Here is a 25,673-nt window from a genome sequence, read left to right on the forward strand (position 1 = left end):
GTACGACGCGATATCGCGCCATGCGCCAAGGCGTACGCGCGCAAATTTCACAGAAATAACTGGCCCGAAACAAACGTAGGAGCGAGCGCAGCTCGCGATGCGCCGCGCGGGCGGCGCTCGATCCCCCAGGCGCTGAAAATGCCGCGACGAACCCCTGTAAGCCCTTATGCTCTCCCAGCCCAAAAACCAGCGTTAACCTTCATTTAATCAACCCCAGCCAGCATGGCCCCATTCCCCGATCTGCCAAGGCGAAGACATGCGCGTTCTCCTGCTCTTCCTCACACTACTACTGGCCGGCCCGTTGCAAGCCAACCCGTTCGACGTGAAACCAGACTTCCTGCCGGTTGACCAAGCCTTCGTGCTCACCCACGACCGCCAGGCCGACGGCCAGATGCGCCTGTACTTCCAGATCAAGCAGGGGTACTACCTGTACCAGAAGCGCCTGAAGTTCGACGGCCTGCCTGCCGAGCAACACCCGCAGCTGCCGCCAGCGCTCAACCACCATGACGAGTTCTTCGGTGACAGCGCGGTGTACCGCGACCAGCTCGAACTGCTGCTGCCGGCCACTGCCCAGGGCCAATTGCGCCTGGGCTGGCAGGGCTGCGCCGACGCCGGCCTGTGCTACCCCCCGCAAACCACGCTGATCGACCTGGGCGGCAGTGTGGCGCCAGCCGCCGAGCAAGCCAGCGACCAGGCCTTGGCCAGTAACCTTCAGCAAGGCCACCTGGCCTGGAGCCTGCTGGCGTTCTTCGGCCTTGGACTCCTGCTGGCCTTCACCCCCTGCTCGCTGCCGATGCTGCCGATCCTTGCCGGGCTGGTGCTGGGCAATGGCGCCAGTGCCCGGCGCGGCTGGCTGCTGGCGGGGGTGTATGTGCTGAGCATGGCGCTGGTGTACGCCGCCCTGGGTGTGGTTGCCGCGCTGCTGGGCGCCAGCCTTCAGGCCTGGCTGCAGCAACCCTGGCTGCTGGGCAGCCTGGCGGGCCTGTTCGTGTTGCTGGCGCTGCCGATGTTCGGTGCCTTTGAACTGCAATTACCCGCCGTCGTGCGCGACCGCCTGGACCGCGCCGGGCAAGGTACCCGTGGCGGCAACCTGTATGGCGCGGCGTTGCTGGGCGCGTTGTCTGGCCTGCTGCTCGGTCCGTGCATGACCGCACCACTGGCCGGCGCACTGCTGTACATCGCCCAGAGCGGCGACGTGCTGCAAGGGGCCTTGGTGCTGTTCAGCCTCGGCCTGGGCATGGGCGTGCCGATGCTGTTGCTGGTAACCCTGGGCAACCGTTATCTGCCGCGCCCAGGTGCATGGATGAACCGGGTCAAGGGTGTGTTCGGCTTCGTGTTCCTGGCCATGGCGCTGTACACCGTGCGCAGCCTGCTGCCCGCTACCTTGCTGCTGGCACTGAGCGGCGCCTGGCTGATCGCCCTGGCCTGGGCCGCCTGGCCGGGCCTGCAGCGCCTGCCGGCGTTGCGCGCCGTACCGCTGTTGGGCGCCCTGTGGGGCGGCCTGTTGCTGGTCGGTGCGGCAGCCGGCGGCGACGACCTCTGGCAGCCGCTACGCCCGTTCACCGGGGGGGACAGCACAGCGGCCGCTGGCCTGCATGCCGAGGACAGCTTCGTCACCATCAGCCGCCCCGAAGACCTGCAACGTGAGCTGGATGCGGCCAAAGCCCGCGGCCAGTGGGTGATGCTCGACTACTATGCCGACTGGTGCGTGTCGTGCAAGGTCATGGAAAAACAGGTGTTCGCCCGCAGCGACGTGCAGGCCGGCCTGGCCAACGTGCACCTGCTGCGCCTGGACGTGACCGCCGACAGCCCGGCCAGCAAGGCCCTGCTGCAGCGCTACCAGGTACCCGGCCCGCCTAGCATCATCTGGATCGGCCCGGAAGGCGAAGAACGACGCGCGCGGCGCATCACCGGTGAAGTTGATGCAGCAGCGTTCCAGCAACACTGGGCCCAGACCAGGAGCCAAGGCTGATGCTGACCATAACACTCGGGCCACTGACCATGGCCCTCAACCACCTGCTGATGCTCACCGCCCTGGTGATTGCCAGCATTGTCGGCTGGTGGGTTGCCCGACGTGGCGGCGAGAGCCCGGAATCGGCGCTGTTCAACCTGTTCCTGATCGGCCTGCTGTGTGCCCGCGCCGGCTTCGTGCTGGCCTATTGGCCGATGTACCAGGACGACCCGCTGCAAATGATCGACATCCGTGACGGCGGCTTCCTGTTCTGGTCGGGCCTTGTCGGCATCGTGCTCGGAGCCCTATGGCAGGGCTGGCGCCACCCCGGCCTGCGCCGCCCGCTAGGCTGGGCTCTGTTCAGCGGCGCACTGTTCTGGGGCCTGGCCAGCCTCGGCGGCCACCTGTACAGCAAAGGCACCGAGCTGCCCGACCTGAGCCTGCGCAACGCCAGCGGCCAGGCCGTGGCATTGCACAGCTACCGCGGCAAGCCGCTGGTTATCAACATCTGGGCCACCTGGTGCCCACCGTGTCGGCGTGAGATGCCCGTGCTGCAACAGGCACAAAGCGCTTACCCGCACGTGACCTTCCTGTTCGTCAATCAGGGAGAGACCCCGGAAAACGTCAGCACCTTCCTCGCCACCACCGGCCTGAGCCTGACACACGTGCTGTTCGACGGCACCGGCCTGCTAGCCCAGCGCGTCGGCTCCATGGCCTTGCCCACCACCCTGTTCTACGACGCCAACGGGCGTCTGGTCGGCAGCCACCTGGGCGAACTGTCCCGGGCCAGCCTGCGCCACGCCCTGGAACCTTTCGACCGGGCCATTGCGCCCGCCCCTGCCGCACAAGGAAACTGACATGCGATTGACTGCACTGCTGCCCCTGCCCCTGTCCCTGGCCCTGCTGGCCTCCCCTGCCCTGCAGGCCGAAGAACTGCCCAAGGCGGTTCAGCAGCTGCAAGCCAAGGGCGCCGTGATCAAGGGCAGCTTCGATGCGCCCAACGGCCTGCGCGGTTATGCCGCCGAGTACCAGAACAACGCCCTGGCCCTGTACCTGACCCCCGATGGCAAGCATGTACTGGTCGGCAGCCTGTTCGACGAACAGGGCAAAGACCTGAGCGCCGAGCCGCTGCAAAAGCTGGTATACGCGCCGATGAGCAAGGAAATCTGGGCGAAAATGGAAAAAACTGCGTGGATCGCCGACGGCAAGGCCGATGCACCGCGCAAGGTGTACCTGTTCAGCGACCCGAACTGCCCGTACTGCAACATGTTCTGGGAACAGGCGCGGCCGTGGGTAGAGTCGGGCAAGGTGCAGTTGCGCCATATCATGGTCGGCATCATCCGTGAGGACAGCCCGGGCAAGTCGGCGGCGCTGCTGGCAGCGAAAGATCCGGCCAAGGCACTGCAACAGCACGAGAAGGCCGGCAAGGCCAGCACCCTGAAGGCGCTGGAACAGGTGCCAGAGGCTGTGCAACAGAAGCTGGCGGCGAACATGGCGTTGATGGAAGAGATGGGGTTGCAGGCGACCCCGGCCATTTTCTATCAGGATGAGCAAGGCAACCTGCAAAGCCAGCAAGGGGCACCACGGCCGGAGATGCTTGGGAAGATTCTGGGCAAGCGCTAGTGCATGTGGTGGGGCACAGATAGAGCGCCGCGAAGCAGATGACGCGGGGCATGGCACCGGCTACGCCGGTGTTCGCGGGTGAACCCGCTCCTACGGGGCTCGCGCTAACGGCTGGATTGTGATCGCAAGGCCTGCGCGGTCAAGTGTAGGAGCGGGTTTACCCGCGAAAGGGCCGGACCTGCTGGCCAATTTCCACCAGCCGTTCACCGTTGCCGCCGCCATTGTATTCGCGGGTAAACCCGCTCCTACGCTGATCGGGAGTGGACACACATTGGTGATTGGACGCAGGCCGTTCTTTCGCAAGCAGTAGATCTCCAGGCCCGGCAAAGCTACCCCGCGCAGATTTAAATCTGCCACTCAACATATCTAGAAACAATTATTCGGCACGCCCCTTCGCTAAACATCGTCTGCTTGCTTCCCTTATTCAAATCCCACACACACGCACAACAAAGAACACTCGGACGTTCACGACAGAGTATTCGAGCATCAAAAACCGAAATTTCTCACACAATTAGAAGAAAAAATAAACCCCAAAAAACATTATCAGACTTAAGTAAGACCCTTCTGAAGAATTTTCCCACAAAAATAGCTTTAAACCAAACATTCCAATATCACTTCCAGCCACGCCACCCCCACTGAAAGATTGACTTGAAACAGCCGAACGCCTAAACCTCCATACCCGTACATTTCAGACAAACCAAAAACCAGGAGGCACTCATGAAAAATCAATATGGCATTAACCTCGTGGCATTGGCTTCGACACTCACTGCAAAATCAAATAACACGCAACCATGACACCAAAATGGTCCACCCATGAACCCAAACCACTTTATCCGCAGCGCAAAAAAAATCACGAGTATCACAAGAATCTTGACCACTGAGCACTTGAGGGAGCCCACATCGCTTCTTTGGTCAGCGCTGGCCCCTTGCATACTCTACATCATCACCAACCCAACGCATGCAACCTCAACCTATACCGCTTCAGCCGCCTGGTTCTACTCATACATCTCTGCCACCCTCGCGTTCTTTGGATTCAGCTTCTACCTTATCGGCAGAAGGGAAAGTGGCTTCACGCGGTCCTTCATCTACCAACACGGTGCAATCAAGCTATTCCTGACGGCCCATACACTCAGCTATTTATTATTGAGCTCACTTTACGCCACACTATTTTACCTCTTGACCAAACCCTTGCGAGGTCACTACTCACTCCCTGAATTCCTCTATCTGATGGCATGCTTTTACACCAGTTACCTCATGTTCACCTGTATCGGCCTGGGGATCGCTGCGCTGCCGATAAAATTCAGCACGGCCAGCACCCTTTTTTCGCTCATGTCATTTCTCATGCTGGTCTCCGGATACAACGGCGCCACAATGGGGCACGATGCTTCGCAGGCGCTAACGCTGATCAACCCGCTCTTTTTAAGCGCGCAGATCTTCCATGGCGAAATGCCCCTTCTCAACAGTTTCCTGATTGCACTTTCGGCCTCTGCAGCCTCGACATACCTGACCGGAAGGTATTTCAGAATCCAACCCATATGGAGCCGATACTGATGGACATTTTAACTATAAACAACCTTCACTTCGGATACAGCGAAAAGCCGTTACTGAACGACATTGAACTCACTATAAAAGCGGGGGAACTGGTTGGCATTCTGGGCAACAACGGGGCCGGAAAGACAACCCTTTTCGACCTCATCTGTAAAATAAAGAAACCGGCGAAAGGCACCATTTCCAATGTATCCAGGCGTCAGGCCTATTTGACCCAAATCCTTACACCGCCCCCCTTACTGCGCATGGACGAAGCGGGCAAGCTAATCACCAGCCTGACCCCCAACGTTTCCCCAGATCACACAGAGATTCTCTCGAAACTAGGCAAATGGTCCCCGTCACTGTCCAAGCGATATGCAGAAATTGCCAAGAAAAAAGCCGCCAATTGCAGCTACGGTGAAATTCGCAGCTACTTCACGCTGACCTTGTTGCTTTTAAACAGTGACTTGATCATTCTTGACGAGCCAACGGCTGGCGTGGACCCTGAATTTCGACATTATATATGGCTCGGTATAAAAAGCGCGTGCGCGGAAGGCGCGAGTGTGCTGATAGCTTCTCATTACACAGAGGAAATCACGAAAAACTGCCAGCGCTTTTATATGCTCGCAAACAAGCGACTGGAAGCGTTTGACAGTGGTGGACAGTTCATGGAACGCCACCATGCCAAATCGCTGGATGAAGCCTTTATCAATGCTTCGGTCTAGGTACCGTGGCCATTGAGAGGGGGCGCCAGGCGCCCCTGCCCATCACAGCCCCTCCAGCTCCGCCATCAGGTCACTGAGCCGGTCGACCTTGTCATCATCCAGCGCACTGCCCTGCAGCCCCTGTACATACTCGGCCAACGCCTCCACCGTGCTGCACTCGAACATCGCCCGCAGCGGCACGTTCAGCTGTAGCTGCTTCTGCACCCGCGAAGCGATCTGCGTGGCCAGTAATGAATGGCCGCCCAGCTCGAAGAAGTTGTCGTACACCCCCACCCGCTCGGCTTTGAGCACATCGGCCCAGATGCCCGCCAACACATCCTCCAGGTCGTTACGTGGCGCCTGATAGGCCTGGCTATGCTGCACGCCGATGTCGATGGCTGGCAGGGCCTTGCGGTCGAGCTTGCCGTTGGCGTTGTGCGGCAAGCTGTCGAACCAGCCCCAATGCAACGGCACCATGTACTCCGGCAACTCGGCACGCAGTCGTTGCTTGACCTGCTCCAGCAACGCGGCATCGGCACTGACGCCCTGGTGCGCCACCAGGTAGCCGACCAGATGCTTGCCGTTCACGCCCTCCTGCACCGCCACAGCGGCATCGCGAATTTCCGCCTGCTCATGCAGCCGGGCCTCGATTTCGCCCAGTTCGATGCGATAGCCGCGAATCTTCACCTGGTGGTCGATGCGCCCGATATATTCCAGCACGCCGTCCGGGCGTTGCCGCGCCAGGTCACCGGTACGGTACAGGCGCTCTCCCGGTGCCCCGTAAGGGTGAGGAATGAACGCCAGTGCCGTGCGCACCGGGTCACCGACGTAGCCACGGCCTACACCCGTACCCGCCACGCACAGTTCGCCCACCGCCCCCAGCGGCACCAGCTTCTGGTCCTCGCCGAACAGGTACAGGCGGTTGTTATCGGTTGGCGTGCCGATTGGCAGGTAGCTGCCTTGGGTCGAGGCGGCATCGACGCGGAAGAACGCCACGTCATCCGAGCACTCCGCCGGGCCATAGGCATTGACCAGGCCGATCTGCGGGTAGCGCTGCAGCCACTGCGCCGCCAGCTCCGGTGGCATGGCCTCGCCGGTCGGCAGCATCCAGCGTAGGCCGTCGAGGGCCTGGTGGTCGCTGGCCAGCATGCCCTGGATCAGGGACGGCACGCTCTCCAGCACGGTGATGCCGGTGGCCTGCACGTGCGCCAGCAGGCCTTGCGGGTCGTGGGCGATGGCATTAGGCACGATCTCAACCTTGGCGCCGAACAGCGGCGCAGCCAGGAACTGCCAGACCGAGATGTCGAAGCTTTGCGAGGCGGTCTGGGCAATCACGTCCTGCTCGCTCAAGGCCAGGTACGGCACCTTGCTCAGCTGATTGTTGAGCATGCCGCGCTGCTCGACCATCACCCCTTTCGGCAGACCGGTCGAGCCTGAGGTGTAGATCACGTAGGCGAGGTTGTCCGGGCCACTGTGGATACCCGGGTTGTGGCTTGCGATCGGGTTGGCCTGGACGTCTTCCCAGACCAGCAGTTGCGGCCGCAGCGCAGCCTCCAACTCACCGAGCAACTGCCGTCCCTGCTCGGCGCAGGCCGCGCTGCACACCAACACTGGCGTGCGGCTGAGCTGGATGATGCTTTGCAGGCGCGCCGCCGGCAGGCCCGGGTCCAGCGGCAGGTAGCCGGCGCCGGCCTTGAAGCTGCCGACAATCATGCCCAGCAGCGGCAACCCACGTTCGGCAAGCAGTGCCACTGGCTGGTCCACGCAGACTCCGGCAGCCACCAACGCATGGCCCAGGCGGTTGGCCGCCAGGTTCAGCCTGGCGTAGTCATAGGATGCCTCCAGGCAGCGGGCCACGGTACGCTGTGGATGCGCCACGACCTGCGCTTCGAACTGCGCGATGTAGCTCTGTTCAAGTGGATAAACCCGCTCGGTCCGGTTGCAGTCCTCCAGCAGGAAGCCTTGCTCCTGGGCGCTCGACAGCGGTAGCTCGCTCACCTCCCCTTCAAAGCCTTTTACCAGCGCCAGCAGCAGGCGCTTGAATTCGGCCAGCAGGCGCTCGACGGTCGGGTAGTCGAAGTAGCGCTGGTCAAACGACAGGTGCAGGCCCAGGTCATCACCCGGGTAACACACCGCCGTCAGCGGGAAGTTGGTGTGGGTACGGCCCGAGTCGGAGCTGGCGTTCAGGTGCTGGGCGTGATCGAGCACGGCGGTTTCAACCGGCGCATTCTCGAACACGAACAGGCTGTCGAACAGCGGCTGGCCCTTGGGCAACTCGCTGCACGCCTGGATCGCCACCAGCGGCAGGTATTCGTACTCGCGCAGCTCCATGTTGCTTTGCAGCAGGCCTTGCAGCCACTCGCGCACACTGCAGCGCTCACCCGCCTCGGGCAACTGCACGCGCAGGGCCACGCTGTTGATGAACAGGCCGACGGTGCGCTGCATCTGCGGCATGCTCACCGGGCGACCGGCTACGGTCACGCCAAAGGCCACATCGCGGTCGCCGCTGTAACGCGCCAACACCAAGGCCCAGGCCGCCTGGGCGAAGGTGTTGACGGTGAGCTGATGAGCCTGGGCCAGTTCGCGCAGACGCACACCATCACTCACCTCCAGGCGGGTGTAGCAGTCGCCGACGACCATGCCGCTACCGGCGTGATCATGGCGCAGCGGGCGGTCGCTCGGGATGGCTGTGGCACGTTCGAAGCCGGCCAGGTTGGCCTGCCACCAGGCGCGTGCGTCGTCCAGGCCCTGGCGCTGCAGCCAACCGATGTAATCGCGGTAACGCGGCGGCACCGGCAGTTGGGCCTGACGGCCTTCGCCAAGGGCCTGGTAGACCTCGAAGAAATCGTTCATCAACAGCGAGCGGCACCAGGCATCGATAAGGATGTGGTGGTTGCTCATCATGAACCAGTAGCGTTCATCGGCCACGCGCACCAGGCGCAGGTGGAACGGTGCCTCGCTGAGCAAGGCAAAGCCGGCCTCGCGCTCCTGCTTGTGCAGGGCCTGCAGGCGCTGCTCCTGGGCATCGTCGGCAAGGCCGCGCCAGTCCTGGTAGTCCACCGCCAGGTTGCCCGGCTTGTGGATGATCTGCAGCATCGCCTCGCCGCTGTTCCAGCTGAACGAGGCGCGCAACGCTTCGTGGCGCGCCACCACGGCCTGCCAGGCCTGGGCGAAACGCTCGGGGTCGAGCGCGCTGTTGATGCGGTAGCGGTCCTGCATGTAGTAGAGGCCAGTGCCCGGCTCCAACAGGGTGTGCAACAGCATGCCTTCCTGCATCGGCGTCAGCGGGTAAACGTCCTCGATCTGCGCGGCCGGGACCGGCAATGCGTCGATCTGCTCCTGAGTCAGGTGCGCCAGCGGGAAGTCCGATGGGGTGAAGCTGCCATTGCCATCGGCCAGACAATGCGCGACCAGCGCCAGCAGCTCCTGACGATAGCCCTCAGCCAGACCCGCGATAGTCTGCTGGTCGTAGCGCTCGGCGCTGAAGGTCCAGCGCAGTTGCAGAGCACCGCCATACACCTGGCCATCGACGCTCAACCAGTTGGGCAACGGCGCATCGAGATCATGCGCCAACCCGGCCGGGGCTTCCAGGGGCTGGAACAAGGCCGCACTGTCGAACTGCTGGTCGAACTGGCCCAGGTAGTTGAAGGTGATGCGCGCCTGCGGCAAGGCCGCCATCTGCTCGCGCCCGGCGGCATCCGCCAGGTAGCGCAGTACGCCGTAGCCCAGGCCCTTGTGCGGTACATGGCGCAGTTGTTCCTTGATGCGCTTGATCGAACCGGCCCGCGCCGCGTCGTCTTCACCTGGCAGCGGACGCAGGCTCAGTGGGTAGGCATTGGTGAACCAGCCGACGCTGCGGGTCAGGTCCATGTCTTCGAACAACCCGTCACGGCCATGGCCTTCGAGCTGCACCAGCACTTCTTCATCGCCGCTCCAGCGGCACAAGGCCCGCGCCAGTGCAGTCAACAGCAGGTCGTTGACCTGGGTGTGGTAAGCCGCCGGGGCCAGTTGCAACAGCTGTCGGGTCTGCTCCACGTCCAGGCCGATGGCCAGGGTTTGAGCGTGGCGATGCAAATTGCCGCCCTGCGGATGGTCGCACGGCAATTCGCGACGCACACCGCCCAGCTGGCCTTGCCACCAGGCCAGTTCGTCACGCAGCGAATCGCTGCCGGCGTAGCTGACCAGGCGCGCCGCCCAGTCGCCGACGGCGTGGGTCTTGGCCGGCAGAGGCAGGCCACGGTACAGCGCCTGCAGGTCTTCCAGCAGCACCCGCCAGGACACACCATCAACCACCAGGTGATGGATCGCCAGCAACAACCGCTGGGTGCCCTGCCCGTCACGCACCAGCAAGGCGCGCAGCAGCGGCCCCTGTTGCAGGTCCAGGCTGCGCTGCACGTCGGTGTAGAGTGCCTGACAATCATTGAAATCGGCGACAGTGGCGCTCCACAGCAGTTGCTCGGCGCCAGGCTGCACGTACTGGGCCTGCCAGCGGCCCTGGGCGTCGCTGAAGCGCAGGCGCAGGCTGTCATGGTGCTGCACCAGCGCAGCCAACGCCTGTTCAAGGGTGGCCTCATCCAAGGGTTGGCGCGGCTCCAGCAGCACAGCCTGGTTCCAGTGTTGCGGCTTTGGCACGTCACTGTCGAAGAACCAGTGCTGGATCGGCGTCAGCCCGGCCTGGCCCTGGCGCAGGCCCTGCTCGACCGTGCTCACGGCTTCGCTGAGCTGAACCACAGCCGCCAGGGTCTGGATGGTCTGATGCTGGAACAGATCGCGCGGGGTGAATTGCAAGCCGGCCTGCCGGGCGCGGCTGACCACCTGAATCGACAGGATCGAGTCGCCCCCCAGCTCGAAGAAATTGTCCTGCACGCCGACCCGGGCAACGTTGAGCACATCGCGCCAGATCTGCGCCAGCTGTGCTTCCACCTCATTGCCAGGGGCCTGGTATTGCTGCCGCGCCTGCTCAAGGTCCGGCAGCGGCAGCGCACGGCGGTCGAGTTTGCCGTTGCCCATCAGCGGCAGGCTGTCGAGCAGCACCAGGTGCGCAGGCACCATGTAATCGGGCAGGTGCTGGCGGGCATCGGCTTTCACCGCTTCGCGCAGCAGGTTTTGCGCCTCGCTACCGGCAGTGGCCTGCCTGCACACCAAGTAGCCCACCAACTGCTTGCCGCCCGGCAAGTCCAGCGCCTGCACGACGGCCTCGTCGACATCGTCGTGGGCCTGAAGGCGGCTCTCGATTTCGCCCAGCTCGATGCGGAAGCCGCGGATCTTTACCTGCTGATCAGCACGGCCGAGATACTCCACCAGGCCATCAGTACCCAGACGTACCAGGTCGCCGGTACGGTACAGGCGCCCGCCTTCGGCACTGAACGGGTCGGCGACAAAGCGCTCGGCAGTGAGGCCTGGTCGGTCATGGTAACCCTGCGCCAGGCCGGCACCGCCGACATACAGCTCGCCAATGCCGCCTTGCGGCAACAAAGCCAGATCCTCGTCGAGGATGTAGGCCGTACGGCTACCGATGACGCGGCCGATCGGTACGCTGCCAAGGTCTGCTGGCAAGGCCTCTGGCGCCTGGCAAGCCAGCGGCATGACCACGGTTTCGGTCGGGCCGTAGGCATTGAAGCACTGCTGCGGCGCAAAGGCCTGGCGGATGCGTTGCAGGTGCTCGCCGGTCAGCGCTTCGCCGCCGGTGATCACCAAGCGCACCGGCAACGGTTCGCCCTGCCCACCCAGGTACTGGGCCAGTTGGCTGCCGTAGCTAGGGGTGAAACCGAGGATGCTCACCTGCTGCTCACGCACCAGTTGGCAGATTTCCTCGGCCCCCCACTGCCCTTGGGCGCGCAGCACCACACGGGCGCCGCACAGCAGCGGCGCCCACAGGCGCTCGCTGGCAGCGTCGAAATTGATCGAATAGAAATGCAGTTCGCAGTCATCGCTGCGCATGCCGAATGCCGCGATCACCGCCTGGCAGTGCATGGCGAACTCGCCATGGCTGACCACCACGCCCTTGGGTTTGCCGGTGGAGCCTGAGGTGTAGATCAGGTAAGCCTGGTGCTGCGGCAGGCTGAGGTTGTCCAGCGGCGCATCGCTGTAGGCCGCCAGGCTGGCGGCATCGTCTTCCAGGCTCCAGCTGGCCACGCCTTCAGGCAGCTCGCCCACGGCTTGCAGCAACGCGCGCTGACTCAGCAGCAAGCCGATGCGGCTGTCTTCGATCATGTAGCGCAGGCGGTCGAGCGGGTACTCGGGGTCGAGCGGTACATAAGCGCCGCCGGCCTTGAGGATGGCCAGCAGGCCAACCACCATTTCCAGCGATCGCTCCAGGGCCAGGCCCACGCGCACCTGCGGGCCGACACCACGCTCGCGCAGGGCGCGGGCCAGGCGGTTGGCCTGTTGGTCGAGTTCGGCATAGGTCATGTGCTGGCCGGCAAAGGTCAACGCACCAGCCTGTGGCGTACGCGCGGCCTGGGCGGCGAACAGGCCGTGCAAGGTCTGGTCGAGGTCGAAATCGTGCTCGCCCTGCAACTGGCCCACCAGCACCTGCTGCTCGGCGCTGCTCAGCATCGGCAGCTCGCACAGGCGCTGTTGCGGGTTGTCCAGCAGGCCGACCAGCAGTTGCTGCCAATGCTCGGCCATGCGCGCGATGCGCGGCTCGTCGAACAGGTCGCGGCTGTAGGTCAGGCAGCAACCCAGACGACCGTCGAGGTCGGTCACCTCCAGGTACAGGTCGAACTTGGTGGCGCTGGCGTCATTGACCAGGTAATCCACCTGCATGCCGGCCAAGCTGCGGCTTTGCTGAAAAGCCCAGCGCTGCACGTTGCACATCACCTGGAACAGTGGGTTGTAGGCGCTGCTGCGCGGCGGCTGCAAGGCCTCCACCAACTGGTCAAACGGCAGGTCCTGGTGCGACTGGCCTTCGATGGCGGCCTGACGCATCTGCTCCAACAACTGCGCGGCGGTCATCTGCCCGTCCAGCTCGCAGCGCAGCACCTGGGTATTGAGGAAGGCGCCGATCAGCCCTTCGCTTTCCGGGCGGATGCGGTTGGCCACCGGCGCGCCGATGCGCAGGTCGCGCTGGCCGCTGTAGCGGTGCAGCAAGGCGGCCAGGGTGGCGGTCATGGTCATGAACAGGGTCAGGCCGCGCTGGCTGTTGAAAGCATGCACGCGGGCGACCAGGGCCGGGTCGAGGTCGAAGCGGTACAGCTCGCCACGGTGGCTTTGCACAGCCGGCCGCGGGCGGTCGGCGGGCAAGGCCAATACCGGGTGTTCATCGCCCAGGCGAGCCTTCCAGTAGGCCAACTGGCGCGCGCCCTCGCCGCTTTCCAGCCATTGCCGTTGCCACACGCTGTAGTCCAGGTACTGCACCGGCAGCGGCGCCAGTGGCGATTCGCGGTCATCGACAAAGGCTTCGTACAGCTCGCCCAGCTCGCGGGCGAAGATGTCCATGGCCCAGCCTTCGGTGACGATGTGGTGCAGCGTCAGCACGAAGAAGTGCTCGCGCTCGTCGGCCTTGGCCAGACAGGCGCGCAGCAGCGGACCACGCTCCAGGTCGAATGGCTGGTGCGCCTGGTCGTCGGCCAATTGTTGCAAACGTTGCTGGCGGGCATCGACTGACAACACACTGAAGTCTTGCCAGTCGAGATGCAGGCCACTGTCTTCAGCCACACACTGGTACGGCACCCCGTCGATGCTGGGGAACGTGGTGCGCAAGGTTTCGTGGCGCACGATCAGCGCCTGCAGCGCACGCTCGAAAGCGTCTATATGCAGGGTGCCGCGCAGGCGTGCCATGCCGCCGACGTTGTACGCCGGGCTATCCGGCTCCATCTGCCAGAGGAACCACATTCGCTGCTGCGAGTACGACAGCGGCACCGCCTGACGGCGGTCGACACGGGCGATTGCACCTTGCAGATTGCGCTCGCCGGCCGCGCGCAGGTGGGCGATCTCGGCACAGAAGGCGCCCAATTCGCTGGCTTCGAACAGGGCCTTGAGCGGCAGCTCGACATCGCAGGCCTGGCGAGTGCGCGAAACGATCTGAGTCGCCAGCAACGAGTGGCCACCGAGGGCGAAGAAGTCGTCCTGCAGGCCAATGCGCGGCAAATTCAACACGTCGCGCCAGATGGCCGCGACCTGTTGTTGCAGCTCGGTTCGTGGCTCGACATGCTCACGCTGCTGCCACACTGGAGCAGGCAGTGCCTTGCGGTCGACCTTGCCGCTGGGGCCCAGTGGCATCTGTGCCAAAGGGATGAGTTGCGCCGGCACCATGTAGGCTGGCAATTGCTCAGCCAGCACGGCCAGCACCTCGGCAGGCTGGGCGCTGCCACTGTAATAGCCGACCAGTTGCGCGCCAACGGCGTCCTTGTGTATCAGCACCAGCGCCTGTTCCACACCCGCCTGTGCCAGCAGGCAGGCCTGAACTTCCTCTGGCTCGACGCGAAAACCACGCACCTTTACCTGCTGGTCGAGGCGGCCAAGGTATTCCAGGGCCTCCAGCTGAACCTGCCAGCGGGCGCGATCGCCACTGCGGTACAGACGCTGACCATTGCCGTCGGCCTGGGGTACGAAGCGCTCGGCAGTGAGGCCGGGGCGGCCCAGGTAACCCCGGGCCAGGCCCGCGCCACCGAGGTACAGTTCGCCCGGCACACCGGGGGCGCTCAGTTCCAGCTCATCGTCCAGCACGCGGCACAGCACATTGCCCAGCGGGCGGCCGATGGGCGAGCGCTCGCCGTCCGCCACCTGGCAGTGCCAGTGGGTGACGTTGATGGCGGTTTCGGTCGGGCCGTACCGGTTGTGCAACTGCACCTGCGGCAGCACCTGCAGCACGCGGTCACGCAGCGTGGCGGACAACGCTTCGCCACCTGAGAACAGCCGGCGCAAGCTACTGCAGGCACCTGCCTGCGGCTCCTGGACGAACACCTGCAACAGCGGCGGTACAAAGTGCAGCGTGGTCACCCCATGGGCCTGCACCAGGGCAGCGATACGCTGTGGGTCGCGGTGTTCACCATGGCCGGCGAGCACCAGCTTGCAGCCGGTGACCAACGGCCAGAAGCATTCCCACACCGAGACGTCGAAGCTGATCGGCGCCTTCTGCATCAGCACGTCGTTGTCATTCAGCGCATAGGTCGTCTGCATCCACTGCAGCCGCTCGGCCAGCGCCGCATGGGTATTGCCTACGCCCTTGGGCTGCCCGGTGGAGCCGGAGGTATAGATAACGTAGGCCAGGTTGTCGCCGTGCAGGTGCAGGCCGGGGGCATGGCTGGGCCAGCTGTCCAGGTGCAACTGGTCGAGGGCAATGGCGCTGACACCGTCGACCTGCGGCAGCTTGCCCAGCAGGCTGCTGTGGCTCAGTAGCAAACGGGCGTCGCAGTCGGCCAGCATGTAGGCCAGGCGTTCGGCAGGGTAATCGACATCCAGCGGCACGTAGGCACCGCCAGCCTTGAGAATGGCTAGCAGGCCAACCAGCAATTGCGGCGAGCGCTCGATGGCAATGGCCACACAGGTATCGGGGCCGACGCCTTTGTCACGCAGGTAGTGGGCCAGCCGGTTGGCTTGCTGGTGCAGCCCGGCGTAATCCAGGCTGCCGCCGTCCCAGATCAGGGCGGTACGCTGCGGCGTAAGGCGTGCCTGCTCATTGAGTTGTTCGACCAACAGGTGCTGCGCTGCGGCGGCCGGTGCCTGGCCCCAACCCAGCAGCTGCGCACGGCCGTGCTCATCCAGCAATTGCACCTCTCCCAGCGCCTGCTGCGGCGCGGCACACGCCTGTTCCAGCAGGACCAGCAGGTGATGGGCCAGACGTTCGACGGTGCTGGCTTCGAACAGCTCCGCGGCGTAGTCGAAGGCCAGGCTCAGGCGGCCCAGATGGTCTTCCTCACTGTGCAACTGCAAGTCGAACTTGGCTTCACGGCTGTGCCACGGCAGCTCTTCGGCCAACAGCCCCGGCAGACGCCGCAGGGCTGACAGGTCGCGTTGCTGGTGGTTGAACATGACCTGGAACAGACCTTGCTCACGGGCCTCTGGCAAGGCTTCGACCAGCTGCTCGAATGGCAGGTCCTGGTTGGCCTGGGCTTCCAGGGTGGCTTGACGGACCTGGGCCAGCAACTGTGCGAACGACAGACGGCCATCGAATTGCGCGCGCAGCACCTGGGTATTGATGAAAAAACCGACCAAGCCCTGAGTTTCCATACGCGGGCGGTTGGCATTGGGCACACCGACGCGGATATCGGGCTGGCCGCTGTAGCGGTGCAGCAGCGCCTGCCAACCTGCCAGCAGGACCATGAACAGGCTGGCCTGCTGCTCGCGGGCAAGGCCCTTGAGCGCTTCAGTAAGCTTGGCCGGCACCTTGAAGCTGAAACGGGCGGCGCGATGGTCGCGCTGGCTGGCACGTGGATGATCGGTGCACAGGTCGAGCACCGGCAGTTCATCGCCCAGGCGCGCCTGCCAATACTGCAGCTGCCGCTCGGCTTCGCCTTCGGCCAGCCATTGCCGCTGCCAGCTGCCGTAGTCGGCGTAACCCAGGGGCAGCGGCGACAGGTTGGCCTCCAGGCCCTGGCAGTGGGCGGCATACAGTTTGGCGAACTCATCGAGGAGGATGTTCAGCGACCAGCCGTCAGCGACGATGTGGTGCAAAGTCACCCACAGTTGATGGTCTTCATCGTCCAGCCGCGCCAGGGTCACCCGCAGCAACGGGCCCTGGGAGAGGTCGAACGGCTGGCGGGCCTCGGTTTCACGCTGCGCGGCAACCTGCTCGGGCGAGTGCCCTTCAAGGTCCAGGCGGTGCAGGCTTAACGGCTGTTGCGGCAGGATACGCTGCAGCGCCTGGCCATTCTCTTCGCTGAACACGGTACGCAGCGATTCATGGCGCGCCACCAGTGCCTGGAAGGCCACTTTTAGAGCGTCGACATTAAGCTCGCCGCGCAGGTGCAAGCCGGCGGGAATGTTGTAGGCCGCTGATTGCGGTTCCAGCAGCCACAGCAGCCACAAGCGGTTCTGCGCCAGCGACTGGGGCAACGCCTGGGCGCGCTCCAGCGTGGTGATGGCCACGGTGCCTGCGGCGCCATCGGCGATGATCTGTGCCACGGCCTTGCTGTAGTCGGCCAGTACCGGCGCCTCGAACAGCATGCGCAGGCTCAGGTCGATACCCAACTCATCGGCCAGGCGCGCTGTGGCCTGGGTGGCGGCGATGGAGTTACCGCCCAGCAACAGGAAGTGGTCGTCCGCGGCCACCGCCTCTACCTTGAGGATCTCGCGCCACACACCCGCGATGCGTGCTTGCAGCTCATCGCCAGCGGTTGCACCGGCACCGGCTTCGCTTGCCTCAGGGAAACGGGCATAGCAGTCCAGGCTGCCATCGTCCATGCGCAGGCGGCAGGCAGCGCGTTGCAACTTGCCGCTGGAGGTCTTCGGCAGCGCGCCGGGGTTCAGCAACAGGACCACGGCGGGGGCCTGCCGGCAGGCATCGGCGATGACCTGTCGGAGGGTCTTGATCAGGTCCTGGGGCTTGAGTGCCTTTTGCACGTTGCGGCTGACCTCCACCGCGACACCGATGCCCTCCTCGCCTTGATGCTCGACGGCGAACACCGCCACCCGGCCTTTACGCAGCACCTGCACTTCACGTTCGAGGGTTTTCTCCAGGTCTTGCGGGTAAAGGTTCTGCCCACGCACGATCAGCATGTCTTTCAGGCGCCCGGTGACGAATACCTCGCCTTCACGCATGAAGCCCAGGTCGCCGGTACGCAGCCAGGTCTGGCCATCCATTTCGACGAAGGTGCGAGCGCTGGCTTCTGGGTTGCGCCAGTAGCCCAGGGCGATGCTCGGGCCGCCTGCCCAAATTTCCCCCACCTGGTTGTCGCCCAGCACTTGCAGTTGTTGCGGCTCGACGATGCGTATCGCGTGCCCCGGCTGCGGGAAGCCGCAACTCATCAGCACGCTGCCAGTGCCGGGTTCGGCGCGGTTGGCGGCGAAGGCTTTGGCATCCAGCTCAAGCGCGGGGATACCCTGTCCACGGCGGCTGCCGCTGACGAACAGGGTGGCTTCGGCCAGGCCATAACTGGCGAAGAAGCTGTGCGGGTCGAAACCGCAGGCCTGGAACTTGTCGGCAAAGGTGGCCAGGCTGTCCTGGCGGATTGGCTCGGAGCCCGAATAGGCTACGCGCCAGCGGCTCAGGTCGAGCCCAGCCAGCGAAGCCTCGCTCACCCGCTCGCTGCACAGGCGGTAGGCAAAGTCAGGCCCGCCGCTGATGGTGCCACCGTAGTCGCTGATGGCCTGCAACCAACGCAGCGGCCGGGACAGGAAGAACCCTGGCGACATCAGCACGCAAGGCACACCGCTGAAGATCGGCTGCAACAGGCCGCCGATCAGCCCCATGTCGTGGTATAGCGGCAACCAGCTGACGATCACGTCGTCGGGATTGAGGTCGATGCCGAAGCCTTGGCGGATCAGTTGCTCGTTGGCCACCAGGTTGCCATGGCTGACCTGCACGCCCTTGGGCAGCGCGGTGGAACCGGAGGTGTACTGCAGGAAGGCGATGTCCTCGCCCTTGAGTGCGGGCTCACGCCAGGTCGCGGCCAGCGCCGGGTCCAGGCCGTCCACGGCCAGCAACTCGGGCGTGTCGTCTGCCGCAAGCGCCTCCAGGCCTTGCAGTTGGTCGTGCAGCGCCGCCACGGTCAGCAGCAGGCGCGGCCCGGCGTCGGCGATGATCGACAGCAAACGCTCCTGATGATGCTGGCGCGCGGACTCCGGCGGGTAAGCCGGCACCGCGATCACGCCTGCGTACAGGCAACCGAAGAACGCCGCCACGTAATCCGGCCCGCTGGGGAACAGCAACACGGCACGGTCACCGAAGCTGGCGCGCGCCTGCAAGGCAGCAGCGATGGTGCGCGCACGCTGGTCGAGGTCCCGGTAGCTGAGCACGGCCTGCTCGCCGGGGGCGTCGGAGAGAAAGCGCAGAGCAATCCTGTCCGGGGTCTGCGCGGCGCGTTGCGCCAGGGCCTGGACCAGCGAGAGCGGGAGTTCGAAGGCGTCCGTCATGGGGTGTTCCTGCCAGTGTCTGTTAGGGCGTGCCGACTGCGCCGCGAACAGCGGCGGGCAGCGAGCGGCGACCGGGGATGTACACAGGGGAACGGATGGACGGGGGCAGAAATTAGCGGGGGCGAGGGTGTGGGGCTGCGTGAAGGCTGGAGGCATACCTGGGGGCATGCCCCCTTGGGACAGCAATACGCAATAATAATTTAGTTTCGCATTTGACAATCATTATCATTCTACATAATTTGTCGCACGTCGTAGGAAGCTTCCCAGCTTTGGGTGCCTCCTTTCCTCTCTGTGACAAGGTGATTTCCATGGCGGAACAACTATCCACAAGTAAGTGCGATTCACCATTACTGCAGGCCTTCGTCGACAACCGCAACATCCTGGTCAAGATCGCTGCCCGCATCACTGGCTGCCGCTCCCGCGCCGAGGATGTGGTGCAGGACGCCTTCTTCCGGCTCGGTGCTGCCCCGCAGATCACCTCGTCATTCAAGGCGCAGCTGAGCTACCTGTTCCAGATCGTGCGCAACCTTGCGATCGACCACTACCGCAAGCAGACAATGGAGCTGAAGTACTCCGGCAGTGAGGAGGAAGGCCTGAATGTGGTTATCCAGAATGCCTCGCCCGAAGCCACCCATATCAACCTTGCCGCACTGGACGACATTGCCCAGGCGCTGAACGAGCTGCCGCAACGTACCCGCTATGCGTTCGAGATGTACCGCCTGCATGGCGTACCGCAGAAGGACATTGCGAAGGAACTGGGGGTGTCACCGACCTTGGTCAACTTCATGATTCGCGATGCATTGGTGCATTGCCGCAAGACCGCCAACCGGCAAGCCTGAGTTACTCTTCGACAACATTGGCGATGCCATCGGGCGGGAATCAAGGCCTGCGCGTGCTGACTGTGATGCGGTAGGGGTCGAAGATCCGCGCCAGCTCACCACTGTCACGCAGGCCACGCAGCAGGGCAGCGAACGACTGCTCATCAATAGGCGCCTCTGGGCGCAGCAAGGCGTAGTGGTGATAGACCTGGTCAATACGCTGCGAAGGCACCAGTTGAGCCCTGCTCGCCGGGTTGCGTGCCAGGAAATCGCTGAGGTAGGAGCGCGTGACCAGGGCGATATCGGCGCGGCCGGCCTGCACCATCAGCAGGTTGCTGTCGTGGGAATAGGTCAGGGTCGCGTTGTATGTCTTGCGCAGGTAATTCGGGTCAGCGTTGAAGCCGGCGAACGCGTAGTGGTAGCCGTTGAACAATGCCAGGCGTTTGCCGCGCAGGTCATCGAAGTAATGTGGATCATTGCCATTTGCCTGACGGGCAACGAACACTTCGGCATCTTCCAGACCCATGTCCACGGCCTGATGGGCAATCTGCTCCCAGCCCCATTGTGGGTTCTCGAAAATTGCCATGTCGGTGCGGCCCTGCTGGAAGTCACCGAAGCGCCGCTGGATAGACGTAGGCACAAGAACGAAGTGATAGCGCTGCTGCGCCCGGTTGAGTGCATTGACCAACTGCGGCAGCAAACCGGTATCGGCGCCTTGCTCGGGGCGCACCGTGTAAGGCGGGAAATGGGCCGCGCCAATCTTCACTTCGACCGCTTCGCCAGCCCATACCGGTGCCGCCAACCAGAACACGGCCAGCAGCATCAGGGTGGACAAGGCCTTGAGGCCGGGCACTGGAGTCAAGACGGACACTCATCACGGTTTATGCCTGTATGCGCCTAAGCTAGGCGTTTTCCAGGGGCGGCACAACTACTGGCGTCTGCTCTTTGTGCCAAAGCAGGCGGCAAAATGCCATAGGATGCCGTATGCCCAGACATTGGCTACGCTCTAGCAGGATCTGCAAGGGAGCCTGGTATGGGCCATTGGTTGGTGATCGACCTGGAAGCCACCACCGACGATGGTGGGTGGCCGGTCACAGAGATGGAAGTCATTGAAATTGGCGCAAGCCTGGTTACCCGCGAAGGCCGCGAGGTCGACCATTTCCAGCGTTTTGTAAAGCCACGGCGGCGGCCGCAGCTTACCCCGTTCTGCCGCGAGCTGACCCACATCAGCCAGGCCGACGTGGACAACGCCGCGCCGTTTCGCGAGGTGTGGGCAAGCTTCGAGCGCTGGCTGGGGCACCACCGCGGGCAGCTTCAGGCCTGGGTCAGCTGGGGCGACTACGACCGCCAGCAACTGCACCAGGAGTGGCAGCAGCACGGCCTCGACAGCCTGCTGCGCACATTGCCGCACATCAACCTCAAGCAACGCTTTGCCAAGGCCCGCCACCTGCAGCGCCCCACCGGCCTGAACGGCGCCCTGCAACTGGCCGGCATGCACTTTTGCGGGCAACAGCACAGGGCCCTGGAAGATGCGCGCAACACGGCGCGGCTATTACCGTTGAGCCTGCCCGCCAACAGCCCCTGAAAGCAGATGACGAGGCCTGTGGGCTTGGGCATACTGGCCAGCCCTTTTTCATCACCTCTTTTCAGGAGTCGCCCATGTTCCAGGTCAACGAGTACTTCAACGGCACCGTCAAGTCGATCGCATTCTCGGGCGAAGAAGGCCCGGCCACTGTCGGCGTCATGGCTCCGGGCGAATACGAATTCGGCACTGCCAAGCGCGAGATCATGCATGTGGTATCGGGCGCGCTGACCGTGAAACTGCCAGGTAGCGACAACTGGGAAACCTTCAAGGCAGGCGACAAGTTCAATGTTGCCGCCGACAGCAAGTTCCAGCTGAAAGTGGCGGTGGATACGGCCTACCTGTGCGAGTACCGCGACTAAGCGTCGGCCTGTGCCGGCCTCTTCGCGAGTGAACCCGCTCCCTCAGGTGTATCACCGTCCTCGGACCCTGTGACCATCCTGTGGGAGCGGGTTTACCCGCGAAGAATCCAGCACTAATCCTTCAGGAAATCAGCAACACGTTCAGCCGCCGCCTGCAAATGCTGCTCATGGCTGAACCCCGAAGCCTTCAACGGCTTCAGGTCATGGTCCCCCGCCACTAGCCAGCTCACCTCGATCGCCGGCGACAACGCATACCCCGCCACCGCCTCGCGGTTACCCAGCGCATCCCGCTCGCCCTGCACGATCAACGTCGGTGTTTTCAACTCGGCCAGGTGCTCTACCCGTGGCTTCTCGGGTTTACCCACCGCATAGAATGGATAACCCAGGCACACCAGCGCATCCGCGCCCAGTTCGTCGGCCAGCAGGCTCGCCATGCGCCCCCCCATGGACTTGCCACCCACGGCCAGCTTGCCCGCGACCAAAGGTCGCACTTGCCGGTACACCTCGCGCCAGCATTCAAGCAACACCTTCTGCGGGTTAGGCGGCCGCTTGCCACCGGTAACCCTGCGCTCGGCCATGTACGGGAACTCGAAGCGCACTACCGCTACCCCAAGAGCCGCAAGCCTTTGCGCCATTTCGTCCATGAACCCGCTGTCCATCGGCGCGCCCGCGCCATGGGCCAGGATCAGGCACCCCTTGTAGCCCTCTTTACCTTCAACCGGCGGAGGATCGCAGCGCAAGCCTGGGACATTTGCGACCTTCGCCCATTGATCCCCGTCAATACCGGCACTTTGCCCATTAATCATGCTTGCCTCGCTGTAAAGCCTGCCAAATAACCGTGGATGGGAACCCATACATGAACACAACCAGCAGTACCGCCTATAACTACAAGGTGGTCCGCCAATTCGCCATCATGACGGTGGTGTGGGGAATCGTCGGGATGGGGCTCGGCGTCTTCATCGCCGCCCAGCTCGCCTGGCCGTCCCTCAACTTCGACCTCCCCTGGACCAGCTTCGGCCGCCTGCGCCCCCTGCATACCAATGCGGTGATCTTCGCGTTCGGCGGCTGCGCACTGTTCGCCACCTCCTATTATTCGGTGCAACGCACCTGCCAGACCACCCTGTTCGCACCGGGCCTGGCCGCGTTCACGTTCTGGGGCTGGCAACTGGTTATCCTGCTGGCGGCCATCAGCCTGCCGCTGGGCTACACCAGCTCCAAGGAATACGCCGAACTGGAATGGCCGATCGACATTCTGATCACCATCGTCTGGGTGGGTTACGCCATCGTGTTCTTCGGCACGCTGATGAAGCGCAACACCAAACACATCTACGTCGGCAACTGGTTCTTCGGCGCCTTCATCCTGACCGTGGCGCTGCTGCACATCGTCAACAACCTGGAGCTGCCGGTCAGCCTGACCAAATCCTATTCGGTCTACGCAGGCGCCACCGATGCCATGGTGCAGTGGTGGTACGGCCATAACGCGGTGGGCTTCTTCCTGACCGCAGGCTTCCTGGGGATGATGTACTACTACGTGCCCAAGCAGGCCGAACGGCCAGTGTATTCGTATCGCTTGTCGATCGTGCACTTCTGGGCGCTGATCACCCTGTACATCTGGGCCGGCCCTCACCACCTGCATTACACCGCCCTGCCCGACTGGGCGCAGTCGCTGGGCATGGTGATGTCGCTGATCCTGCTGGCACCCAGCTGGGGCGGGATGATCAACGGCATGATGACCCTGTCGGGCGCCTGGCACAAACTGCGCAGCGATCCGATCCTGCGCTTCCTGGTGGTGTCACTGGCGTTCTACGGCATGTCCACCTTCGAAGGGCCAATGATGGCCATCAAGACGGTCAACGCCCTGTCCCACTACACCGACTGGACCATCGGCCACGTCCACGCCGGCGCTCTCGGCTGGGTAGCGATGATCTCGATCGGCGCGCTGTACCACACCATCCCCAAAGTGTTCGGCAAAGAACGCATGTACAGCCTCGGCCTGATCAATGCGCACTTCTGGCTGGCCACCATCGGTACCGTACTGTACATCGCCTCGATGTGGGTCAACGGCATCGCCCAGGGCCTGATGTGGCGCGCGGTCAACAGCGACGGCACGCTGACCTACTCGTTCGTGGAAACTTTGGTGGCCAGCCACCCAGGCTTCGTCGTGCGCTTCGTCGGCGGCGCGATCTTCCTCAGCGGCATGTTCCTGATGGCCTGGAACACCTGGCGCACCGTACGTTCGCCAGCGCTTGACGTCGCCCCTGCGAACGCCCAGTTGGCTTGAGGAGAAACGCCTGATGAAACATGAAGTCATCGAGAAAAACGTCGGCCTGATGGCCCTGCTGATGGTATTTGCCGTCAGCATCGGCGGCCTGACCCAGATCGTCCCGCTGTTCTTCCAGGACGTCACCAACAAACCGGTGGAGGGCATGAAGCCCTATACCGCGCTGCAACTGGAAGGCCGCGATGTCTACATCCGCGAAGGCTGCGTGGGCTGCCACTCGCAGATGATCCGCCCGTTCCGCGCCGAAACCGAGCGTTACGGCCACTACTCGGTGGCCGGTGAAAGCGTGTGGGACCACCCGTTCCTGTGGGGTTCCAAGCGCACCGGGCCGGACCTGGCCCGGGTCGGTGGCCGCTACTCGGACGACTGGCACCGTGCGCACCTGTACAACCCGCGCAACGTGGTGCCGGAGTCGAAGATGCCATCCTACCCGTGGCTGGTTGCCCAGCAGGTCGACAACAGCCACACCGACGTCAAGATGCGCACCCTGCGCACCCTGGGCGTGCCGTACACCGACGACGACATTGCCGGCGCCCGCGAAGCGGTCAAGGGCAAGACCGAGATGGATGCGCTGGTCGCCTACCTGCAGGTGCTCGGCACCGCGATCAAGAACAAGAGGTGAGTGCGATGGAAATGGACATCGGCATGATCCGCGGGCTGGGCACCCTGGTGGTGATGATTGCCTTCATCGGCCTCACCCTGTGGGTCTTCAACCGCCGCCGCGACCGTGATTTCGCCGAAGCGCGCCTGCTGCCCTTCGTCGACGACCGCCTGCCCCCTGCCGGGCAGGAGCCTGCTGCAAAAAGGAGTAACGGGCAATGACCACGTTCTGGAGTACGTACATCAGCGTACTGACCATCGGTAGCCTGATTGGCCTGACCTGGCTGCTGCTCGCCACGCGCAAGGGCCAGAGCAACAACACCACTGACGAGACCATGGGCCATAGCTTCGACGGCATCGAGGAGTACGACAACCCGCTGCCCAAGTGGTGGTTCTGGCTGTTCGTTGGCACCTTGGTGTTCTCGGTCGGCTATTTGATCCTCTACCCGGGCCTGGGCAACTGGAAAGGCATCCTGCCGGGCTATGAAAATGGCTGGACCGGCGCCAACGAATGGCAGAAGGAAATGGACAAGGCCGATGCCAGGTTCGGTCCGATCTTCGCCAAATACGCCGCCATGCCCGTAGAAGAAGTGGCAAAGGACCCGCAGGCGCTGAAAATGGGCAGTCGCCTGTTTGCCTCAAACTGCTCGGTGTGCCACGGTTCCGATGCCAAGGGCGCCTTTGGCTTCCCCAACCTCACCGACAGTGACTGGCGCTGGGGCGGCGATCCGGAAACCATCAAGACCACCATCATGGGCGGGCGCCATGGCGTGATGCCGGCCTGGGCCGAAGTGATCGGTGACCAGGGCGTGGCTGATGTGGCTGCATTCGTGGTCAGCAAACTCGATGGCCGCACATTGCCTGAGGGCGCGAAGGCCGACGTCGAGAACGGGCAGAAGATCTTTGCTGCCAACTGCGTGGCCTGCCACGGGCCGGAAGGCAAAGGTACGCCCGCCATGGGCGCACCGAACCTGACCCACCCGCAGGCGTTCATCTACGGTTCGAGCTTTGCCCAGCTGCAGCAGACCATTCGTTATGGCCGCCAGGGGCAGATGCCGGCACAGGCCGAAATCCAGGGCAACGACAAGGTGCACTTGCTGGCGGCTTATGTGTATAGCCTGTCGCGGGAGGGTTCGGCCGAGACTGTGACTGCACAGTGAGTTCGCCGAAAGGGATTTGGCGCCTGTGAGATCGAGCGCCGCCCGCGC

At 63.6% G+C, this 25,673-nt stretch carries 15 protein-coding genes; 12 read left to right on the forward strand and 3 right to left on the reverse strand.

Annotation, left to right across the window (positions count from 1 at the left end; all coding sequences use genetic code 11):
- The first annotated feature begins 256 nt into the window (after positions 1–256).
- The 5 genes from dsbD to ACF8EA_RS19790 all read left to right on the forward strand — a co-directional run bounded on the left by dsbD (position 257) and on the right by ACF8EA_RS19790 (position 5,826).
- Complete coding sequence (gene dsbD / locus ACF8EA_RS19770) at positions 257–1,972, forward strand: protein-disulfide reductase DsbD (RefSeq protein WP_274148013.1); 1,716 nt, start codon at positions 257–259, stop codon at positions 1,970–1,972.
- On the forward strand, positions 1,972–2,808 hold the full coding sequence (locus tag ACF8EA_RS19775) for a TlpA disulfide reductase family protein (RefSeq protein WP_274148012.1): 837 nt from the start codon (positions 1,972–1,974) through the stop codon (positions 2,806–2,808). Before dsbD ends, ACF8EA_RS19775 begins: the two co-directional genes overlap by 1 nt.
- A 1-nt stretch (position 2,809) precedes the next feature.
- Complete coding sequence (dsbG, locus tag ACF8EA_RS19780) at positions 2,810–3,574, forward strand: thiol:disulfide interchange protein DsbG (protein WP_392523026.1); 765 nt, start codon at positions 2,810–2,812, stop codon at positions 3,572–3,574.
- 813 nt (positions 3,575–4,387) lie between these two features.
- Positions 4,388–5,125: a hypothetical protein gene (locus tag ACF8EA_RS19785; protein ID WP_392523027.1), complete on the forward strand. Its 738-nt coding sequence runs from the start codon at positions 4,388–4,390 to the stop codon at positions 5,123–5,125.
- Positions 5,125–5,826: an ATP-binding cassette domain-containing protein gene (locus ACF8EA_RS19790; RefSeq protein ID WP_392523029.1), complete on the forward strand. Its 702-nt coding sequence runs from the start codon at positions 5,125–5,127 to the stop codon at positions 5,824–5,826. The genes ACF8EA_RS19785 and ACF8EA_RS19790 overlap by 1 nt, the downstream gene beginning before the upstream one ends.
- 42 nt (positions 5,827–5,868) lie before the next feature.
- On the opposite strand, the gene ACF8EA_RS19795 is transcribed toward ACF8EA_RS19790, so the two are convergent.
- Positions 5,869–18,822 carry a non-ribosomal peptide synthetase gene (locus ACF8EA_RS19795; RefSeq protein ID WP_392523031.1) on the reverse strand — a complete coding sequence of 4,318 codons (12,954 nt, stop codon included), beginning with the start codon at positions 18,820–18,822 and terminating at the stop codon, positions 5,869–5,871.
- Positions 18,823–19,130: 308 nt separating this feature from the next.
- Between ACF8EA_RS19795 and ACF8EA_RS19800 the strand changes: the two genes are divergently transcribed.
- On the forward strand, positions 19,131–19,661 hold the full coding sequence (locus ACF8EA_RS19800) for an RNA polymerase factor sigma-70 (protein WP_021784459.1): 531 nt from the start codon (positions 19,131–19,133) through the stop codon (positions 19,659–19,661).
- A gap of 40 nt (positions 19,662–19,701) precedes the next feature.
- On the opposite strand, the gene ACF8EA_RS19805 is transcribed toward ACF8EA_RS19800, so the two are convergent.
- On the reverse strand, positions 19,702–20,502 hold the full coding sequence (locus tag ACF8EA_RS19805) for an ABC transporter substrate-binding protein (RefSeq protein ID WP_274118999.1): 801 nt from the start codon (positions 20,500–20,502) through the stop codon (positions 19,702–19,704).
- 171 nt (positions 20,503–20,673) lie between these two features.
- Here ACF8EA_RS19805 and ACF8EA_RS19810 point away from each other — a divergent pair, with 171 nt between their 5' ends.
- Both ACF8EA_RS19810 and ACF8EA_RS19815 read left to right on the forward strand, forming a co-directional pair.
- Positions 20,674–21,225, forward strand: coding sequence for an exonuclease domain-containing protein (locus ACF8EA_RS19810; protein ID WP_176685184.1), 552 nt, complete (start codon positions 20,674–20,676; stop codon positions 21,223–21,225).
- Positions 21,226–21,299: 74 nt separating this feature from the next.
- Positions 21,300–21,584: a pyrimidine/purine nucleoside phosphorylase gene (locus ACF8EA_RS19815; RefSeq protein ID WP_021784456.1), complete on the forward strand. Its 285-nt coding sequence runs from the start codon at positions 21,300–21,302 to the stop codon at positions 21,582–21,584.
- A 113-nt stretch (positions 21,585–21,697) separates the two neighbouring features.
- Here the strand turns inward: ACF8EA_RS19815 and ACF8EA_RS19820 are convergent, their stop codons facing one another.
- Positions 21,698–22,390 (reverse strand): alpha/beta family hydrolase, encoded by a 693-nt coding sequence (locus tag ACF8EA_RS19820; RefSeq protein WP_021784455.1) that lies wholly within the window; start codon positions 22,388–22,390, stop codon positions 21,698–21,700.
- Positions 22,391–22,440: 50 nt separating this feature from the next.
- Here ACF8EA_RS19820 and ccoN point away from each other — a divergent pair, with 50 nt between their 5' ends.
- Genes ccoN through ccoP form a run of 4 tightly spaced genes read left to right on the forward strand, consistent with a single transcriptional unit; the run spans position 22,441 to position 25,625 of the window.
- Positions 22,441–23,865, forward strand: a complete 1,425-nt coding sequence (gene ccoN, locus ACF8EA_RS19825) for a cytochrome-c oxidase, cbb3-type subunit I (RefSeq protein WP_003254280.1) — start codon at positions 22,441–22,443, stop codon at positions 23,863–23,865.
- 13 nt (positions 23,866–23,878) lie between these two features.
- On the forward strand, positions 23,879–24,487 hold the full coding sequence (ccoO, locus tag ACF8EA_RS19830) for a cytochrome-c oxidase, cbb3-type subunit II (RefSeq protein WP_003254281.1): 609 nt from the start codon (positions 23,879–23,881) through the stop codon (positions 24,485–24,487).
- Positions 24,488–24,492: 5 nt separating this feature from the next.
- Complete coding sequence (locus ACF8EA_RS19835; RefSeq protein ID WP_021784453.1) at positions 24,493–24,687, forward strand: cbb3-type cytochrome c oxidase subunit 3; 195 nt, start codon at positions 24,493–24,495, stop codon at positions 24,685–24,687.
- Positions 24,684–25,625 (forward strand): cytochrome-c oxidase, cbb3-type subunit III, encoded by a 942-nt coding sequence (gene ccoP / locus ACF8EA_RS19840; protein WP_021784452.1) that lies wholly within the window; start codon positions 24,684–24,686, stop codon positions 25,623–25,625. Before ACF8EA_RS19835 ends, ccoP begins: the two co-directional genes overlap by 4 nt.
- Positions 25,626–25,673 lie beyond the last annotated feature (48 nt).

The organism is Pseudomonas sp. YQ_5, assembly GCF_043103305.1.
Taxonomy (GTDB): domain Bacteria; phylum Pseudomonadota; class Gammaproteobacteria; order Pseudomonadales; family Pseudomonadaceae; genus Aquipseudomonas; species Aquipseudomonas putida_Y.

Coding starts and splice junctions, on each gene's coding strand:
- dsbD (WP_274148013.1), top strand. CDS start 257: ATGCGCGTTCTCCTGCTCTTCCTCACACTACTACTGGCCGGCCCGTTG.
- ACF8EA_RS19775 (WP_274148012.1), top strand. CDS start 1,972: ATGCTGACCATAACACTCGGGCCACTGACCATGGCCCTCAACCACCTG.
- dsbG (WP_392523026.1), top strand. CDS start 2,810: ATGCGATTGACTGCACTGCTGCCCCTGCCCCTGTCCCTGGCCCTGCTG.
- ACF8EA_RS19785 (WP_392523027.1), top strand. CDS start 4,388: ATGAACCCAAACCACTTTATCCGCAGCGCAAAAAAAATCACGAGTATC.
- ACF8EA_RS19790 (WP_392523029.1), top strand. CDS start 5,125: ATGGACATTTTAACTATAAACAACCTTCACTTCGGATACAGCGAAAAG.
- ACF8EA_RS19795 (WP_392523031.1), bottom strand. CDS start 18,822: ATGACGGACGCCTTCGAACTCCCGCTCTCGCTGGTCCAGGCCCTGGCG.
- ACF8EA_RS19800 (WP_021784459.1), top strand. CDS start 19,131: ATGGCGGAACAACTATCCACAAGTAAGTGCGATTCACCATTACTGCAG.
- ACF8EA_RS19810 (WP_176685184.1), top strand. CDS start 20,674: ATGGGCCATTGGTTGGTGATCGACCTGGAAGCCACCACCGACGATGGT.
- ACF8EA_RS19815 (WP_021784456.1), top strand. CDS start 21,300: ATGTTCCAGGTCAACGAGTACTTCAACGGCACCGTCAAGTCGATCGCA.
- ACF8EA_RS19820 (WP_021784455.1), bottom strand. CDS start 22,390: ATGATTAATGGGCAAAGTGCCGGTATTGACGGGGATCAATGGGCGAAG.
- ccoN (WP_003254280.1), top strand. CDS start 22,441: ATGAACACAACCAGCAGTACCGCCTATAACTACAAGGTGGTCCGCCAA.
- ccoO (WP_003254281.1), top strand. CDS start 23,879: ATGAAACATGAAGTCATCGAGAAAAACGTCGGCCTGATGGCCCTGCTG.
- ACF8EA_RS19835 (WP_021784453.1), top strand. CDS start 24,493: ATGGAAATGGACATCGGCATGATCCGCGGGCTGGGCACCCTGGTGGTG.
- ccoP (WP_021784452.1), top strand. CDS start 24,684: ATGACCACGTTCTGGAGTACGTACATCAGCGTACTGACCATCGGTAGC.